Here is a 17170-nt window from a genome sequence, read left to right on the forward strand (position 1 = left end):
GTCAGATGGCTTATTGAGGCCGCCCCGTTCACCAAATGTTAGCACCCCACTATGCCTGAATTGCCAGAAGTTGAAACAACTCGTCGCGGAATTGCGACGGTTATGACTGGCCATACGCTACGTACTTTGATCGTACACGAACCCAGAATGCGTTGGCCAATTCCAGCAGAATTACCCGAACTCGTGCATGAACAACCTGTGCTCGCCTGTGGTAGGCGTGGCAAGTACTTACTGCTGCAGTTTCCCAGCGGAACACAACTTATACACTTAGGTATGTCGGGCTCATTGCGCCGTGTACCGCTGGATGCCCCTCGCCTTAAGCACGACCATGTGGAATGGTTATTTGACGAGTCCAGATTTCTACTGCATGACCCCCGTCGTTTTGGTTCTGTGCTATGGCACCCTGCCCAAAATGGCGATATATTGACACACCCTTTGTTACAAAAACTGGGCGTAGAACCCTTAGGAGCCGACTTCACTCCTGCTATGCTATTTGCCCATTTGCAGCAGCGCAAACTGGCGATCAAACCCACTTTATTAAGCGGTCAAATCGTTGTAGGCGTTGGCAATATCTATGCATCGGAATCTCTTTACAAAGCTGGCATACACCCAGAAGCTCCCGCCAACACGCTCTCTAGGACACGCGTTGCTAAGCTACATGCCGCCATCGTGCAAACACTAAACGATGCCTTAGAGTCTGGCGGTAGCACACTGAAAGACTACGTAAACGCCAATGGCACACCCGGTGCGTATTTCGATTTGCATGCACAAGTTTACGACAAGGCCGGTAAGCCCTGCCCACAGTGCCAAAAGCCCATACAACGACTAGTACAAAACCAACGCGCCACCTACTTTTGTAGCCGCTGCCAACGCCGTTAGGACTCTTGCAATACCTTACCCGGATTCATCACACCATCCGGGTCTAGCGCTTGTTTAATTTTGTGCATTAAGGCAAGTTCCACGGGGTCTTTATAACGTGTTAGAAGATCCCGTTTTAACTGCCCTACTCCGTGCTCTGCGCTAATAGAACCATGAAAAGCATGCACGCTATCGTGCACGATTTGGTAGATTTCACGCTGTTTAGCTAGCAGCTCATCTTCACTATAAGCCGTACCGCGCGCCACGTTGTAGTGCAAGTTGCCATCGCCCAAATGCCCGAAAATTACGTGTTCTACACCAGCAAAATTTGCTTGCAGCAAGGCATTCGTTTTTTCCACAAACGCAGGAATAGACGAGACGGGTATGGACACATCGTGCTTCACGCTTTTGCCAAAGATTTTCTCAGACAGTGGAATACTTTCGCGTAAATGCCAGAGGGCTTTGCTTTGCGCCACACTTTCGGCGATGACGGCATCTTGCACCACGCCCACTTCAATTGCATTACCCAGCACCACTTCAAAACGCTCGCGCGCATGGGCTTCACTTTCATTATCTGACAGCTCTAACAGAGCAAACCAGGGCGACTGCAAACCGGCCTCATCAAAGGGTAGGCGTTGTTCTGGAAAGCAACGCACCACTCCCTCTAAACAATTGCGTCGCATGACCTCGAAGCCCGTTAAGCTGGCACCAAAACCCGCTCTGGCTAAGGACAGTGTTTTCACAGCATCGTCTAGCGAATTCAGCGTTAGCATGGCCGTACACTGCGCCACCGGTAAGGGGTAAAGTTTTAGCGTTGCCGCCGTAATAATCCCTAAAGTGCCTTCACTGCCTATGAATAAATCACGCAAATCATAGCCCGTATTATCCTTACGCAATGCCCGTAAACCGTGCCAGATTTGCCCATCAGCACACACCACCTCCAGCCCCAAACACAGCTCGCGGGTATTGCCATAACGCAGCACCTGCGTGCCCCCAGCGTTAGTCGCTAAGTTACCGCCGATGGTGCAACTGCCTTCGGCTGCCAGACTTAAGGGAAACAATCGCCCTACTTGCTCAGCGGCTTCTTGCACGCTTTGCAAAATGCAGCCTGCTTCGACTTCTATGGTGTCGTTATCACTGTCTATATGACGTATGCGATTTAGCCTAGCCAGTGATACTACAATTTGTCGTCCCCGCTGATCCGGCGTAGCACCACCGCATAACCCGGTATTGCCCCCCTGGGGCACAATACTAAAACCATGCTCACGGCACCACAGCACAATTTTGGATACCTCCTCTGTCGTGCCAGGACGTACTACAGCCTCGGCCTCGCCTGAGTAACGCTCACGCCAGTCGGTCAAATAGGGGGCCATATCAGCACCCACCACTACATTATCTGTACCCAACAAAGACCGTAAGCTCGCCAACTCTTGCATGCAATGCCTCTAAAAAAAACCAAAGCTGTGTTTATCTGTTTCATAGCATACTCCCCTGAGCGATAATAAGGGGTTAATCATTGCCTTTCATGAGGATTTTCATGACCTCCACACTCTTGCCTGATGCTGTTTTCAAGGCCTATGACATCAGGGGTACCGTCCCTGCGCAACTCAATACGACCTTTGCTCACCTGCTAGGTCAAGCATTGGGTACAGAAGCATTGAAAAACGGTGTTGAAAGCGTTGTTGTTGGCTATGATGGCCGTCACAGCAGCCCCGATCTCGCCAAAGCACTACACGCTGGTATTAATAGCGTAGGCGCTAACAGTATAGATTTAGGTTTGGTGCCCACGCCGGTGGTGTACTACGCCGCTCATGTACTAAAAACGGGTACAGGCGTTGCCATTACTGGCAGCCACAACCCACCCGAATACAACGGCTTTAAGATGATGATGGCTGGTCGTACCCTGCACGGTGACGATATCCAGCAGTTAAAGCACGCCATGCAAGCGGGCTTTACGGCCGCAGCGACGCTAGGTGAGTGCACCCAACAAAGCCTGCTGGATCAATATATAGAAGAAATCCACAACAGCGTGCGCTTGGTACGTCCTATGAAAGTCGCTATTGATTGCGGTAATGGAGCGGCTGCCGTCTTGGCCGAAGCACTTTTCCAATCCATAGGCTGTAAAGTAGACATGCTCTATGGTGAGGTAGATGGCGATTTCCCCAATCACCATCCCGATCCAGCCGATCCGGCCAACCTTGCCGACCTGATCCACCACGTGGAAAACAGCGATTGCGAACTGGGCTTGGCCTTTGATGGTGATGGCGACCGTTTAGGTGTGGTCACCAAATCAGGGGAGATTATTTGGCCAGATCGTCAATTAGTGCTTTTTGCGCGCGATATTTTGCAGCGTGAACCCGGTGCATCCATTATTTATGATGTGAAATGCAGTCGTCACGTAGGTCTGGAAGTAAGCAAAGCAGGTGGTACGCCATTGATGTGGCAAACCGGGCACTCACTGATCAAGGCCAAACTGGCCGAAACCGGTGCGCCATTAGCGGGCGAAATGAGCGGCCACATCTTCTTTAAAGAGCGCTGGTACGGGTTTGATGACGGCCTATACACAGGCACACGTTTGCTGGAAATTTTGGCACGCAGCCACGAAGCCTCTGAAACACTGGAAGCCCTGCCCCAAGACCTGTCTACTCCTGAACTGAAACTGCCTATGCAAGAAGGTGAGCCCCACCTATTCGTTGCACAGTTACAGCAATCAGACGCCTTCGAAACAGCCCAAGAGCGCATCACTATTGATGGCATTCGCGCTGAATACGAAGACGGCTTTGGCTTGGCTCGCGCATCGAACACTACACCGGTAGTGGTATTGCGCTTTGAGGCTCAAAACGAAGAGGCTCTAGTACGCATTCAAAACGAATTCCGTACCGCTATCCAACGCTTGCGCCCTGATCTAGCACTACCCTTCTAAACGTTGTGTAATAGGGGTCGAACGCGTAGTCGGATCGGCCCCTAGTGCTTTATAGACATCTAGGTGCTGCAGCACAATCTTGTGCACATCAAACACCTCTTCGGCTAGTTTTCTACCCGCTTGCCCCATTTGCTGACGCAAGGCTTTATCGTTAGCCAAGGTTTGCACGGCTTGCCACAATGCTTGAGCATTTTTTTCTGGCACTAACAGTCCGCTAACGCCCGGCTCTATAGCATCTCTACACCCCGGCACATCCGTAGTGACCACGGCAATACCTGCCGCTGCCGCCTCTACCAACGACTTAGGCAAACCTTCACGATATGAGGGCAACACAGCTATATGACTTTGCGCATACAGTGCCGGAATATCAGATCGCTCACCTAGCCACTGGACAATGCCTTGATCATGCCACGCCTGCATCTGCTCTTTGCTGACGCTAGCAGGGTTTCCTGCATCGGGCCCACCGGCAATACGCCAAACAATCGCATCACCCGCCTCGGCACTTAAACGTGCGGCTTCTACATATTCGCGCACCCCTTTATCGTTGAGCAGCCTAGCTACCAACAATGCCTGCACTGGCGGCTCAGGTGCTGCGGGTTGTGGGGGGAATTTCTGCAACTCCACCCCTGAACCTCTAATCATCACTACCTGGCTTTGACGCACCACTTTGGCTTGCAGCAGCACATCTCTATCACTGGTGTTTTGAAAAATCACACGACTATTTTTATGCCCTAGCGCAATGCGATACAGCCAAATCGCTAACTTGCGCTCTATACCCGCTTGCGTGTTGATAAACACATACCCCAACCCGGAAACCGCTGCGACAAACGCAGGTACGCGCGCTAACCGTGCTGCTATACCGCCGTAAATCACTGGTTTAATGGTGACAGCATGCACCACATCGGGTTTTATTTTTCTGAACAAACCATACAACGTGCGCAGCGTTTGTAGCTCTTGCAGCGGATTTTTGCCACTGCGACTCATGGGCAATACGTGGTGCGTCATGCCCAAGGCACGTATCTGCTGTACGGCCTCTCCGGCCATCGTCGCAACGTGTACGGCATAGCCCTGCTTTTTGGCTTCGATGGCGATTTGCACACGGTGAGACAAAAAGAAGGCTGGGTTATTGACCACCATCAATAAGCGACATTGCTCCGCCACTTTGGGTGCACCCTGCTGCCACAACGTAACGTAACGCTGCACCATTTTATCTAGCCCAAATTGCTGCACGCGCACCAGCGCTTGCTCACGCTGTTGTTGGCGCTCTGGAGAGTGCACATCCCCTAATACCTGAACAATACCCTGCGCTAAAGCTTGCGCATTACGAGGTGGGACCACCACACCTGTACCGGCCAAAATACTTGCAGCATCCCCCACATCGGTCACCACACAGCTCACACCCGCTGCCATGGCCTCGCACACCACATTAGGGAAGCCTTCTGCCTGACTCGACAGCACGTGTATATCTAACGCTGCCATGATGGCTGGAATATCATCCCGCCGCCCTAACAGCACGACTTTATCGCCAAGACCATGACGCTCTACCAACGCCATCAGGTTGGCGTTATCAGGACTTAACCCTTCCCCCACCAACACACAGCGGGCATCAGGAACGCTTTTCACTACTTGAGCAAAGGCCGCCAGCAAATTGGCATGATCTTTAAGCGGATTCCAGCGCGCAATAGCGCCTATAACAGGCTGATCCTCGCCTAAGCCCAGCGTTTCACGCATATGTACACGCGTGCCTTCGGGGACTTTCCAGCGCCGTAAGTCATAGCCATTGGGTATCACCACCATGCGATCTGCATCGTAGCCCCACGCTTGATGGCGCTGCGCTGCATTTTCCGCACACGCCACAATCTCGGTAGGAATACGCGTAGAGAGTTTGGCGCACACCCATGCCACTACGCGTGATTTGGGACTACCTTTATGCAGGTTTTCACCTGAGTTTCGTATTCCCCAAACGATGCGCTTCACCCCCGCGCTTCGAGCCGCCATGCCGCCAATCAAATCGGCATGATACATCCACGTTTGTACGACGTCGGGGCGTAACTTTTTCAGCAGATCACGTAGCTTAAAAAAACCAGGCATCAGACCAAGCACACCACCCATACGCAGGCAATATAAGGTCACCCCCGCTTGGCGTAAGCGCTCGCCGTACACGTCCTCGCCCCCCATAGAGATCACTACGTGCTCTACATTAGGGTTAGATGCCGTGACCAGTCGGAACAGTACAGCCTCAGCTCCGCCCTGACCTAGACCTGAAATAATGTGTACGACTAACGAGGAAGGTGTAGCGTCTTGGCTCATAGCACTACTCTTTTTGCATAACCTGTTTAAAAACCGCATCCCACTGCTGCAGCACTACCTCTAACGCATAACGGTCGCGCACTGATTGGGCTGCGCGTTGCCCTAAGGCTCCACGCAAACGACTGTCATCCATTAACTCGGCCAGCGCTTGAGACATCGCCTGCTTATTGCCTGCGGGTACCAATCGTGCATCTTTACCGTGCTGCGAAATATCCGCCGGGCCGCTAGGGCAGTCGGTGGCAACGCAGGGCAAACCCAACGCCATCGCTTCTAATAGCGCATTAGGAAAACCCTCATACTGCGAACTCAACACAAACAGTTGCGAACGTGCCAACTCGTGCCACGGGTATTCGGTACGTCCCGGTAAATGAATACGATCTTTTAACCCCACCAACTCAGCTTGTCGTTCAAGTTCAGCACGCTGAGGCCCTTCTCCATGTATGTACAAATGCCATGCGGGCCGCGCTTCTGCAACATCAGCAAACGCATTAATCAACAAAGCAAAACCTTTAGCAGGCACTAATCTGCCTAAGGCATCAATACGTGCAGGGGATTCTTTTTCTACGGATTCTTGCCGTTGGATATGAAAAATATCGCTAGGCACCGGGTTGGGTATAGCGACCACTGTAGGCAACTGTGGCACCATTTTCCGCAAGGCCTGTTCCGCATCTGACGTTTGCACGCATACCGCCGATGCTTTGCCGTAGTACCGTCTACGCAGCCACCCCAGCACCTTGCCCACATTCGTCGCGTAACCTGGGTTTGTGCGCTCGCACACTATCACAGGCACATTTACACCTTGCAGGCTGACTAAGGTAGCAACGTTCACATTCGTCAGAAAACTCAACACCACATCGGGTTTTTCTTGGCGTACTACACGGCGCATCGCCCACCATTTACGCAACATACTAGGCACAGGCCATGCCGGTAAATAGGGCTTTAGCCATTTCACCTGCACGTTGTCGTTAATGGGATAAAAACTGCGTGTAGACCCTAGGTGAGTAGGTACCAATACCACGTCATCACCACGGGCAGCCCACGCATTCACCAGCGTTGCAGCGACACGCTCTGCACCACCGGCATTCATTGCGCCCACAAAAAAAAGTATTTTCACTCTGGTACCCGTAGAGTTTTTAACGTTTGCTTCGCTTTGGTGCCTTCAGCAATTGCTCCCATTGTGCCACGATCCTAGCCGCTGAAAAACGGTCGCGTACATCCACAGCACGCCTAGCAAAAGCCACTCGTTTCAAGGGGTGTGCCATCATATCGGACAGATGTGCCGCCAATGCTTCAGGGTCTTCAACAGGCTGCACCAACACACCATCCAGATCCGCCCGGATGATTTCTCTAGGGCCTGTATCACAATCAAAAGCTACTGCGGGTAAGCCACATGCCATGGCTTCTAGCAACGTGTTGGACAAACCTTCTGTGCGCGAACTTAGCACGTACAAGTCCGATGCCTCGTACCAGTCACGCATATTGCCTACGCGCCCCACCAACGAGATTCTATGGCCCATATGTAGGCCATCAATCTGCGCCTGCAGCGCTTCGCGCTCAGCCCCTTCACCCACAATATCCAAATCCCAATGGGGGAAGTATTTGGCCAACAACGAAAAGGCCTGTATGAGCACATCAAAGCCTTTAACGGGATGCAAACGCCCTACCGCCAATAACCTCTGCCTACCCTCACGTACGGGTGGTGCCACCACAGGCTGAGCATCCGGCAAAGGCCAACGTACCGAATTGGGAATAATCACCACATTCGAGCCGGGCACATTTTTTTGCAGCCAACTGGCTGTACCTGAGGTTAATGCCACCACGGCATCCGCACGGGGATATGCCCAACGGCGTAATTTCTGCCACACCTCAGGGAGTTTTTGATACGGGGGATGCGTGTGCTCAGACGCAATCACTTTACAAGGTAATTTTTTCGCTGCGGCAACAGCCAGTACCGATGAAGTGGTCATCATGCCCAACACACAATCAGGCTTTTGTTTACGGAAGATTCTGCGTAATTTGCGAATGCGCTTCCAGTTGGCTAAGGCACCACGCCATCCACCACCTGAATCACCCGCAGTACCCAACACGAAGCGTTGCACGCTTTCAGGTAGCGCATACATATCCGACTCACGTGTACTTTGCGTCACTAACGACACTTTATGCCCTAGCTTTTGCCAGTACGTGGCAAGGTCTACCGCCACTCGTTCCGCACCACCCCCACCTAGGGAGTGGATGACAATCATTATATGCATCATGCGCGATCAGAAATAAGTCACAGAAATTTAGTTAGTCGTCTCGTTAAGCGGACGACTCGCTGCTAAGAAATAGCATATAAACGAACTGGTATACATCAAGCTTGTGGCCAGCATAATACCTTGTACGCCCAAGCGAGGGGCGAGTGTTAAGGTCAAGATCGCCTTCACTACAAAATTCAATACCGCAATGCTCGCCATTAATCGGTAACGCTGCTGGCTCGCTAAGAGCTGCACCAGTACCAACACACCGAAATAGAAGGGCAACTGCATGACGCCCCAGCGTAAAACACCCGCCACTTTCGCTGTATCAGCCGCACTAAATGCTCCACGCTCGTACAACAACGCAATGCCCCACGGCGCTAACACCCACGCCACCAGAGCCACGACCAAACCTGCTAATACCATCAATAACGACCATCGCAACGCCATAGATCGCGCCCGTTGCGTATCGCCCTGACTAATAATATCGGCCAACACAGGTAAAGCGGCACGCCCCACAGACGCTGCCCCCACACCCAACATCAGCGAAATAAAACGGTTCGCATAGCCAAAAGTAGCATTCGCATTACCGCCTAGCTGTGCGGCGGCATATTGATCCACCGGCCCAACAAAGCTCATGGCTACCTGACCAATCAGCATAATCGTGGCCGCTTGCATTAGCGCTGGCCATTGCTCGGCCTGCCAGCCCCATTGCGGACGTACTGAAATTTGATCGGCGCGTTGCGCCAATACGTACAGCCACACACACTGCACGATATAACCTACTAGCGTCCCCCATAGCAGAGGCCCTGCCATGGCTCCGGGAGGGGCTAGCAATACCCAAATTAATATAGAAAACGCTGGCACACTGTCCAGCAAGGTGTTGATGTGTCGTTCACGGGCGCGCAGCCTTGCGGCACTTAAACCTATCAACAACGTAAACAAGGCGGCAGGCGCAAACGCATGGATCAGCTCCATGCTCATGGCTTTGGTACCGGCATTTAAACCCGTACCCATGATTTGCATTACCCACGGCCAACACCACCATAGCAATGCACTAAGCAGTAGCCCCAGCAGCATGGTGCTGGTTAATAACTCACCTAGGAATTGTCGTCGCTGCGCTTCGGGTTGGATACGCGAACGCACTAAGACCGGAATCAGTACAACAGACAGTGCGCCCACCAAGGTAACTGGCAACCAATTCGCCATCACCATGGTGAACTGGTACGCATCCACTACATCACTGATCCCATAGCGGTAAGCCACCGCCATTTCTTTTAGCGCACCCGCGAATTTTCCCAGCAGTAAAAATACTGCTACGCGAAATGCCCCTCTAGCAATGCGGTGGTGGTCTGCATGCATCGCACTCCACCGCTGCCGTAATCGTTTTGGTATCACCCCAAAAACCGTAGGTACCACGGCATGGCTTCAGCCAAACCTTGCTGTATAGAGAAGGCTGGTGCGTAACCTAGCAAACGAGCTGCTTTAGAAATATCGGCTTGTGAATGGCGTACATCACCTGGACGGAAATCACCATATACCGCATCCAAGTTGTATTCCACGCCATTGGCTTTCAACTCGTTTTTTAAGTAGCCAAACAGCTCATTCAAGGTAGTACGACCACTGACCGCCACGTTGTATACCTGAGCACGGGCTTCGCCTTCTGCCAACGCACCCAAAATATTGGCTTGAATCACGTTATCGATATAGCAAAAGTCACGGCTGGTTTCACCGTCGCCGTTAATGGTGATGGCCTCGCCTGCCACCATAGTGGCAATCCAGCGCGGGATAACGGCGGCGTAAGCACCGTTAGGGTCTTGCCTGCGGCCAAACACGTTGAAGTAGCGTAAGCCTACGCTGCTAAAGCCATAAGCACGGTTAAACACATCTGCATACAGCTCGTTGACATACTTAGTCACTGCATACGGCGACAGCGGTTTGCCGATGGTGTCTTCCACTTTAGGCAAACCAGGGTGATCACCATAGGTTGAACTGGACGCCGCATACACATAGCCTTTAACGCCGGCATCACGTGCTGCTACCATCATGTTCAACGCACCGCTGATATTCACTTCGTTGGTGGTAAGAGGATTAGCGAGTGAGCGCGGCACCGAACCTAATGCTGCTTGATGCAACACATAGTCCACGCCTTTACATACTTGCTGGCAGGTTTCTGGATGGCGTATATCGCCTTCTATAAAGCGAAAACGTGACCAGTTTTCTGGGCCTACGTTTTGCTGCACGCTATCCAGGTTGTGCTGGTGACCCGTAGCAAAGTTATCCAGCCCCACTACCGTCTGACCATGCTGTAACAAGGCCTCTAGCAAGTTGGAACCAATAAACCCTGCACACCCTGTTACCAGCCACGTACGTGGCTGAGCTTCTAGGGTTTGCCATGCTTTTTGCAATGCTTCACTCATAATCGTCTCTTTGCCTTACAAACGCAGGTCGGATGCGTTTTGTGGAAGTACGTATTTCAAGTCGTACAACACGTGGTCTGCTTTACCCAACGCGCGCAAACGCTCAGCACCCATTTCCACAAACTGATTATGCGCCACAGCAATGATCACACCGTCGTACTGACCTTCGTCTAGTGTGCTTACTACCTCTACACCGTACTCACGGCGAGCTTCATCAGCCTCTACCCATGGGTCGTACACATCCACGTTCACGTCGTACTGAGCCAATTCGCGAATAATGTCCACCACACGTGTGTTACGCAGGTCTGGACAGTTTTCTTTAAAGGTCAGCCCCAACAACAAAACGCGCGAGCCTTGAACTTGGATACGCTTTTTGGTCATGGCTTTCACCAACTGCGAAGCCACGTATGCACCCATGGAGTCATTCAGACGTCTACCCGCCAAAATCACTTCGGGGTGGTAACCAATAGATTGCGCTTTATGCGTCAGGTAGTACGGATCCACACCAATACAGTGACCACCTACCAGACCGGGTCTAAATGGCAGGAAATTCCATTTTGTACCAGCCGCTTCCAACACAGCTTGGGTATCAATACCCAACTTATTGAAAATCAGTGCCAGCTCATTAATCAACGCGATATTCACATCACGCTGCGTGTTTTCAATCACTTTAGCGGCTTCTGCAACGCGAATGGACGCGGCTTTATGCGTACCCGCAGTGATAATCTCGCCATACAGAGCGTCCACCAAGTCAGCAACTTCAGGCGTAGAGCCGGAGGTGACTTTACGAATGCTAGGCAAACGGTGCACTTTGTCGCCAGGGTTAATACGCTCTGGGCTATAACCCGCGTAAAAATCTTCATTAAAGCGTAAACCCGATACGCGCTCTAGCACTGGCACACATACCTCTTCGGTAGCGCCCGGATACACCGTGGATTCATACACCACGATATCGCCTTTTTTCAGCACTTTACCAATGGTTTCGCTCGCGCGTACCAGTGGTGTGAGGTCAGGCTGCTTGTAATCGTCTATAGGGGTAGGCACCGTCACAATGAACACATTGGCCTCAGACAATTGCGCCGTCTCGTGTGTAAAGCGCAAATGGGAGGCCTGTTTCAGTTCTTCAGGCTCCACTTCCAGAGTGTGGTCTTGGCCAGCATTCAATTCAGCGATACGCGCCACATTGATATCAAAACCAATAACCGGACGTTTTTTGCCGAACTCTACCGCCAGTGGCAGCCCAACGTAACCCAGCCCGATCACGGCGAGTTTAATGTCCTTGACTTGCAAGATGTTCTCCCCAGAGGATCAATAATCAATACATAGTTGTCATTTTACTGCTGTCGTTCGCGACGTGCGCGTCTAACGGATGGCAGCAATAACCAAGCAGGTCTACGCCAATGTACCAGTCGAGCATACAGCCAGACATAACTACAGGCAAAGGCCAGAATACTTAGCCCTAATATCCACGTGTTGTCCCACCAAATGGTGGCAGGAATCAGCCCCACTAACGCAATACCCCACAAATAAGGTGAGGCCATCGCATTAGACATAGGCGGCACATGGCGACGTCCAGACGCCACCACACTTACACGCACCATTCGACGGAAAATCAACTGGTGCAAGTGCAGCGCATCGGGCCTGTCCACGGGCACACCACGTTTGAACTTTCGACGCCAAATCGTGAATAAGGTTTCAAATACGGGATAAAACAATACGGCCAGCGCATAGAAAGGCGAGACGGTAGGGTTGCGAATCACCAGTTGCACCGCCAACTCGGCCAACATAAAGCCTAAGAAATACGCCCCACCGTCCCCTAAGAACACACGTCCAAACGGGAAATTCCACGCCAAAAAGCCCAGCGTAGACGAGGCCAGAGCAGCCGCAATCAAGAAAATAGGGTAATCGCCTACCTGCCACGCCACCAGCGATAATGAAGCGGCCATCAGGATGGCAATCATGCCAGCCAAACCGTTAATGCCATCAATGATGTTCAGCGCGTGCGTACAGCCACCCACGGCGATCATGGTAAATAGCAGGGAGATAGGCCAGAAGTCTAGAATCCAATCTACCCAGAAGACACCTACTCGGGACACGCCACCCAGCAACCACCATGCAATAGCGGCTGACGCAAAAGCGGCCAACAGGCGCTTCATGGAACCCACGTCTTTGGTGATGTCTTCTACCAAGCCTGCAACGAAAACAGGCATGGCGGCCACAAATAGCACCGGCCATAGCCAACCCAAGGTCATGTGTGCTGGCCCCAGCACCAACAAACCCGCCAAGGTGCCCGCCAAAATAGCCAGGCCACCCACTCGCGGCGTAGGACGCAAATGCGTTGCCTGCGGTTTGCTCATGTCGCTATCGCCGGTCAGTTTTCCATGCCAGCGTTCGGACACTACGATTAGCCCACCCACTAGAAATGCTACAGCGCAAATCGATAGCATTGTCAGCGGATCCCATACTTGCAGTGAGCTCACTTCTATTTCCCTCGGGAGTCTATGCTAGGGACGTCATCATACCGCGCTTTACTAGGCGGATGCAGTGAGGTCCTGAACATTCTTTGCATTTAATGCTCCACCGCACTCCCCTAACAAACGCCGCAACCAGCGATGGCTGGGTGAGTGTTGATGACGCTCATGCCATAGCTGATAAAAACGCATGGGAGGGAACTCGATGGGTGCTTCTAAAATGGTTAACGGCAGTAAACGTGCATAATACTCCGCAAAGTGGCGGGAGGTGGTGAAAACCAGATCAGTATTCTGTAACAAATAGGGAGCAACTGAAAAAGATTGCACCATCACACTTTCTTCGCGGCGCACACGCAGCGTGGCCAAGGTCGCATCAATCACACCACGTTGATTAATAGCGTACGGCAGCGGCACGACGTGTCTAGCCTTCACGTAGTCATCTAAGCTTAACCCCGCCTTTCTACGTGCTAACGGATGGCTATTTGCCATCAAGCACACAATCTCGTCTTCTAGCAGCATAGACAAATGCATGCGATCTGGCGGTTCAGGCCAGTTACCAATCACGATGTCTAATTCGCCCTCTGCCAACGCACGCTCAAAATCAGACTGTGCGTCCAAGGTATGCAGATTCAATCTCGCTTCGGGGGCCTCTCGACGCAAACTTTCTACCACTCGACTCACAAACACGGGTGCCAAGTAGTCAGGAGAGCCTATATGAAATTCGTTGCGGCTGGTTTTAGGGTCAAAGTTTTCCGACACATTAACCATGCATTCGATTTCAGCCAAGGCCCCTTTTGCATGCGCGAGCAACGACAACGCACGCTCGGTGGGCACCATCCCACCTTTTTCCCGCACTAACAGCGGGTCGCCAATAATGTCTCGCAGTCGCTTCAATGCCGCACTGACTGCGGGTTGTGACTGATTTAATTTAAATGCTGTACGCGATACGCTACGTTCAGAAATCAACAAACAAAACACGCGTAACAAGTAGGTATCCAGCGGATTATCATCTCGCTTGGTTGCCATTGCTGCCTCCTCCACATATATGACTATCAGCCAGACCACTCCTTGATCCGTCAAGATAATCGGTGACGTATATATGTTATACGTTTTATTCTATTTCAAACGAAAGCAAAATACTTAAACTGTTATGACGCTATACAATAAAGTCTTATACAGGGATTTACCGCCATGACTGCATACGCCCACCCTGAGCATGCTATCACTCAGTTATCGCACCAATCTCAGGCTGAATTCATCGCTAGCCTAGATGGTATTTTCGAGCACTCTCCATGGGTGGCTGAACGCACTTGGGAGAAACGTCCCTTCGCCGATGTGGATGCTCTGCATCACGCCATGTGCGAAGTCATGTTAAACGCCCCCAAAGCGGAACAATTGGCTCTGATTCTGGCTCACCCAGAGTTGGCAGGCAAAGAGGCCGAAGCAGGCACCTTGACCAAAGAATCCACTGGTGAACAACGCGGTGCCGGCCTAGATCAGTGCACACACGAAGAATTCGTACGCCTGCGCAGCCTGAATGCGCGCTATCACGAGAAATTCACGTTCCCTTTCATCGTTGCAGTGAAAGGCATGACGCGCCACCAAATCATGGATTCAATTGAAGAGCGCCTAAACAATAGCCAAGAACAAGAATTTCAGCGCTGCTTAACTGAGATAGGCAAAATCGCAGGTTTCAGACTACACGCCCGTTTCGCTTAAGAGCAGCTTCACTCTAGGATTACCTCATGACCCTTACTTTACGCTTAGAAAAACTGGATCGTGACACCTTTGCGCCTTTTGGTGACGTGATTGAAGTGTCTGACAAAGCCCAACACTTCTCTATTAACGAAGGTAACACCGAGCGCTACCACGACCTTGCCAACATAGAGCCAGGCCCTGATGGCAAAGTCATTGTCTCTATTTTCCGTGGCCAACCTCGTACCTTGCCGTTTAGCGTCACCATGATGGAGCGCCACCCCAAAGGCAGCCAAGCATTCATCCCGCTGTCTGGCCTACCTTACTTAGTCGTTGTAGCGGAAGCTGGCCCCACACCAGAAGCCAAAAACCTGCGTCTATTCCTCGCACAAGGCAACCAAGGCGTGAACTACGCCACTGGCGTATGGCATCACCCCTTGCTGGGTTTAGATGAGGTCGTGGATTTTCTGGTGATTGACCGTAAAGGCCCCGGTGATAACTGTGATGTCATCACGTTGGCAGAGCCCGCGCTGATTTCTGCGCCCTAAGGCTACTACTCACTAGACGGCTACCAGACAGAGGCGTGTGCATAGCACACGCTTTTGGTCGTTTAGAGGCTACAAAGCCCACTTACTCACGACTGGGCTGCATGAGCCTAAGGCTGCGAAAGTATTTTTTTATTTGAGACACCAAATAAAAAAACACTTCCATCCGCCTTTCCTCCGTCGCTTGCAACGGACTTTGCTTTGGTAGTTGCTGCTAGGCACTTCTACTTCTGTTGTAGACGATCACTGTAGCTTTGGCGCGCTTTGGCAGATAGATAATTAATACACAGCATAAACGAACCTAACCACTACTGCCCCCCCTGACTAAAACGCTACTGAAGAAAGGGCAGTACACCTATCAATAGCAAAATACTCAGGGGGACGGAATGAAAATTTTTTTAATTTGATGTCTCAAATTACAAAAAATTCTTCTGCAGTCCCCCAAGCATGTGCGATGAAAACAGCGGTTGCCTCTACCCAGTATTGAGCTCTCACCCTCAACCCGTTATCCTGCATACTCATCACACTGACAGGACTCACCATGCCCGCCATTACAATACGCGTGCCCACTGAACTAGACACCCACACCAAACGCGAACTGGCCGAAGCGTACACAGCCGCTGCCTGCCGTGCGTTTGAGTGCCCGCCTAAGGCTGTCTATGTACGCATCGAAGAAATGGCGCAGCACAACTGGCTACAGCCTACCCCTTCACCCACACAACCAGATTAAGCGTATTAACGCATAGGTGGCGCCTCACCCTCCCAATAGCCGGGCTGGTTATACACTACGCGCAAATAATCAATAAACGCACGCACTTTGGCAGGCAAGTAACGCTGCTGCTGATACACCGCCTGAATGTCGTAACTGGGCAGGGAATAGTCATCTAACACAGTGACCAGTTCTCCACGCTTAAGCTCTGCTTGGATTTCCCACGTAGAACGCCAACCTATACCCCAACCTTGCTTCACCCACCCGTACAGCAATTCACCATCATTGCAATCCAAGTCGCCATCCACACGCACGGCAAAGGGCCTGCCATCACGCATAAACGCCCAGCCACGCTGCTGCCCACCTTGCAGGTTAAATGCTAAACAGTTGTGATTCGCTAAGTCCTCTGGCACACGTGGCACCCCATAGCGCTCAAAGTAGTCCGGCGTTCCGCACACAACGCGGCGGTTAGGAAATAAGCGCACCGCCACATAGTTAGGGTCAGTCACCTCACCAATGCGTAAGGCCATGTCATAGCCCTCTCGCACCAAGTCCACCACACTATCCGTGAAGTTAAACGATAGTTTCAATTCGGGGTAACGCTTGCGAAAGTTAATCACATGCGGCGCCACATGTTGACGACCAAAAGCCGCTGGTGCAGACACCACCAAGTGTCCCCGCACTACAGTACGCTGTGCACTAATGCTGGCCTCGGCCGCATCAAAGTCTTTTAGCAACTGACGACTTTGCTCTAGAAACTGCTCACCTAAATCCGTTAATGTCAGCCCGCGCGTAGAGCGGTGCATCAACCGTACACCCAGCCTTTTCTCAAGCGCATCTAACCTGCGCCCCATTACCACGGGCGTGACGCCTTCAATAATGGACGCGGCGGCAAAACTCCCCTTCTCTGCCACCAAAACAAAACTACGAATTTCCGTATATCGGCTCATTCAATACTCCTAGTATCGGCAGAAGCAATATTATCACCTCTTTTAAGCGAAGACT

At 51.7% G+C, this 17170-nt stretch carries 15 protein-coding genes; 5 read left to right on the top strand and 10 right to left on the bottom strand.

What is annotated here, in order from left to right:
• Positions 1-51 precede the first annotated feature (51 nt).
• Positions 52-879 carry a bifunctional DNA-formamidopyrimidine glycosylase/DNA-(apurinic or apyrimidinic site) lyase gene (mutM, locus tag GY634_RS04140; protein ID WP_166407322.1) on the top strand — a complete coding sequence of 276 codons (828 nt, stop codon included), beginning with the start codon at positions 52-54 and terminating at the stop codon, positions 877-879.
• Here the strand turns inward: mutM and GY634_RS04145 are convergent.
• Positions 876-2294 (bottom strand): FAD-binding oxidoreductase, encoded by a 1419-nt coding sequence (locus GY634_RS04145; protein WP_166407323.1) that lies wholly within the window; start codon positions 2292-2294, stop codon positions 876-878. The genes mutM and GY634_RS04145 overlap by 4 nt on opposite strands.
• Before the next feature lie 101 nt (positions 2295-2395).
• Between GY634_RS04145 and GY634_RS04150 the strand changes: the two genes are divergently transcribed.
• Positions 2396-3781 (top strand): phosphomannomutase/phosphoglucomutase, encoded by a 1386-nt coding sequence (locus GY634_RS04150; protein ID WP_166407324.1) that lies wholly within the window; start codon positions 2396-2398, stop codon positions 3779-3781.
• Here GY634_RS04150 and GY634_RS04155 read toward each other — a convergent pair.
• The 8 genes from GY634_RS04155 to GY634_RS04190 form a co-directional block, all read right to left on the bottom strand.
• Entirely contained in the window at positions 3770-6091 is a 2322-nt protein-coding gene (locus tag GY634_RS04155; RefSeq protein WP_166407325.1) for a glycosyltransferase, read from the bottom strand. The genes GY634_RS04150 and GY634_RS04155 overlap by 12 nt on opposite strands.
• A 4-nt stretch (positions 6092-6095) precedes the next feature.
• The gene (locus GY634_RS04160; protein ID WP_166407326.1) at positions 6096-7205 is read right to left on the bottom strand and encodes a glycosyltransferase family 4 protein; all 1110 of its coding nucleotides are present in this window, start codon (positions 7203-7205) and stop codon (positions 6096-6098) included.
• Positions 7206-7224: 19 nt separating this feature from the next.
• Positions 7225-8334: a glycosyltransferase family 4 protein gene (locus GY634_RS04165; protein ID WP_166407327.1), complete on the bottom strand. Its 1110-nt coding sequence runs from the start codon at positions 8332-8334 to the stop codon at positions 7225-7227.
• Between the two features lie 39 nt (positions 8335-8373).
• Complete coding sequence (gene murJ, locus GY634_RS04170) at positions 8374-9687, bottom strand: murein biosynthesis integral membrane protein MurJ (protein ID WP_166407328.1); 1314 nt, start codon at positions 9685-9687, stop codon at positions 8374-8376.
• A gap of 32 nt (positions 9688-9719) precedes the next feature.
• Positions 9720-10745, bottom strand: coding sequence for an SDR family oxidoreductase (locus GY634_RS04175; RefSeq protein WP_166407329.1), 1026 nt, complete (start codon positions 10743-10745; stop codon positions 9720-9722).
• Positions 10746-10760: 15 nt separating this feature from the next.
• Positions 10761-12035 (bottom strand): Vi polysaccharide biosynthesis UDP-N-acetylglucosamine C-6 dehydrogenase TviB, encoded by a 1275-nt coding sequence (tviB, locus tag GY634_RS04180; RefSeq protein ID WP_166407330.1) that lies wholly within the window; start codon positions 12033-12035, stop codon positions 10761-10763.
• Positions 12036-12079: 44 nt separating this feature from the next.
• A complete protein-coding gene (locus GY634_RS04185; protein WP_166407503.1) occupies positions 12080-13198 on the bottom strand; it encodes an MraY family glycosyltransferase in 1119 nt (372 codons plus the stop codon).
• A 78-nt stretch (positions 13199-13276) separates the two neighbouring features.
• Positions 13277-14242 (bottom strand): LysR family transcriptional regulator, encoded by a 966-nt coding sequence (locus GY634_RS04190; RefSeq protein ID WP_166407331.1) that lies wholly within the window; start codon positions 14240-14242, stop codon positions 13277-13279.
• Positions 14243-14407: 165 nt separating this feature from the next.
• On the opposite strand from GY634_RS04190, the gene uraD reads away from it, so the two are divergent.
• The 3 genes from uraD to GY634_RS04205 all read left to right on the top strand — a co-directional run bounded on the left by uraD (position 14408) and on the right by GY634_RS04205 (position 16186).
• Positions 14408-14935 carry a 2-oxo-4-hydroxy-4-carboxy-5-ureidoimidazoline decarboxylase gene (uraD, locus tag GY634_RS04195; RefSeq protein ID WP_166407332.1) on the top strand — a complete coding sequence of 176 codons (528 nt, stop codon included), beginning with the start codon at positions 14408-14410 and terminating at the stop codon, positions 14933-14935.
• A 26-nt stretch (positions 14936-14961) separates the two neighbouring features.
• Entirely contained in the window at positions 14962-15459 is a 498-nt protein-coding gene (locus GY634_RS04200) for an ureidoglycolate lyase (RefSeq protein WP_166407333.1), read from the top strand.
• A gap of 538 nt (positions 15460-15997) precedes the next feature.
• Positions 15998-16186, top strand: a complete 189-nt coding sequence (locus tag GY634_RS04205; RefSeq protein WP_166407334.1) for a tautomerase family protein — start codon at positions 15998-16000, stop codon at positions 16184-16186.
• Between the two features lie 5 nt (positions 16187-16191).
• On the opposite strand, the gene GY634_RS04210 is transcribed toward GY634_RS04205, so the two are convergent.
• Positions 16192-17115 carry a LysR family transcriptional regulator gene (locus tag GY634_RS04210; RefSeq protein WP_166407335.1) on the bottom strand — a complete coding sequence of 308 codons (924 nt, stop codon included), beginning with the start codon at positions 17113-17115 and terminating at the stop codon, positions 16192-16194.
• Positions 17116-17170 lie beyond the last annotated feature (55 nt).

It is taken from the genome of Paenalcaligenes suwonensis, assembly GCF_011290505.1.
Classification (GTDB): Bacteria; Pseudomonadota; Gammaproteobacteria; order Burkholderiales; family Burkholderiaceae_B; genus Paenalcaligenes; species Paenalcaligenes suwonensis.

Bases quoted from the DNA above. Each gene is read 5' to 3' on its own strand.
- mutM (WP_166407322.1), top strand. From the start codon at position 52: ATGCCTGAATTGCCAGAAGTTGAAACAACTCGTCGCGGAATTGCGACG.
- GY634_RS04145 (WP_166407323.1), bottom strand. From the start codon at position 2,294: ATGCAAGAGTTGGCGAGCTTACGGTCTTTGTTGGGTACAGATAATGTA.
- GY634_RS04150 (WP_166407324.1), top strand. From the start codon at position 2,396: ATGACCTCCACACTCTTGCCTGATGCTGTTTTCAAGGCCTATGACATC.
- GY634_RS04155 (WP_166407325.1), bottom strand. From the start codon at position 6,091: ATGAGCCAAGACGCTACACCTTCCTCGTTAGTCGTACACATTATTTCA.
- GY634_RS04165 (WP_166407327.1), bottom strand. From the start codon at position 8,334: ATGATTGTCATCCACTCCCTAGGTGGGGGTGGTGCGGAACGAGTGGCG.
- murJ (WP_166407328.1), bottom strand. From the start codon at position 9,687: ATGCATGCAGACCACCACCGCATTGCTAGAGGGGCATTTCGCGTAGCA.
- GY634_RS04175 (WP_166407329.1), bottom strand. From the start codon at position 10,745: ATGAGTGAAGCATTGCAAAAAGCATGGCAAACCCTAGAAGCTCAGCCA.
- GY634_RS04190 (WP_166407331.1), bottom strand. From the start codon at position 14,242: ATGGCAACCAAGCGAGATGATAATCCGCTGGATACCTACTTGTTACGC.
- uraD (WP_166407332.1), top strand. From the start codon at position 14,408: ATGACTGCATACGCCCACCCTGAGCATGCTATCACTCAGTTATCGCAC.
- GY634_RS04200 (WP_166407333.1), top strand. From the start codon at position 14,962: ATGACCCTTACTTTACGCTTAGAAAAACTGGATCGTGACACCTTTGCG.
- GY634_RS04205 (WP_166407334.1), top strand. From the start codon at position 15,998: ATGCCCGCCATTACAATACGCGTGCCCACTGAACTAGACACCCACACC.
- GY634_RS04210 (WP_166407335.1), bottom strand. From the start codon at position 17,115: ATGAGCCGATATACGGAAATTCGTAGTTTTGTTTTGGTGGCAGAGAAG.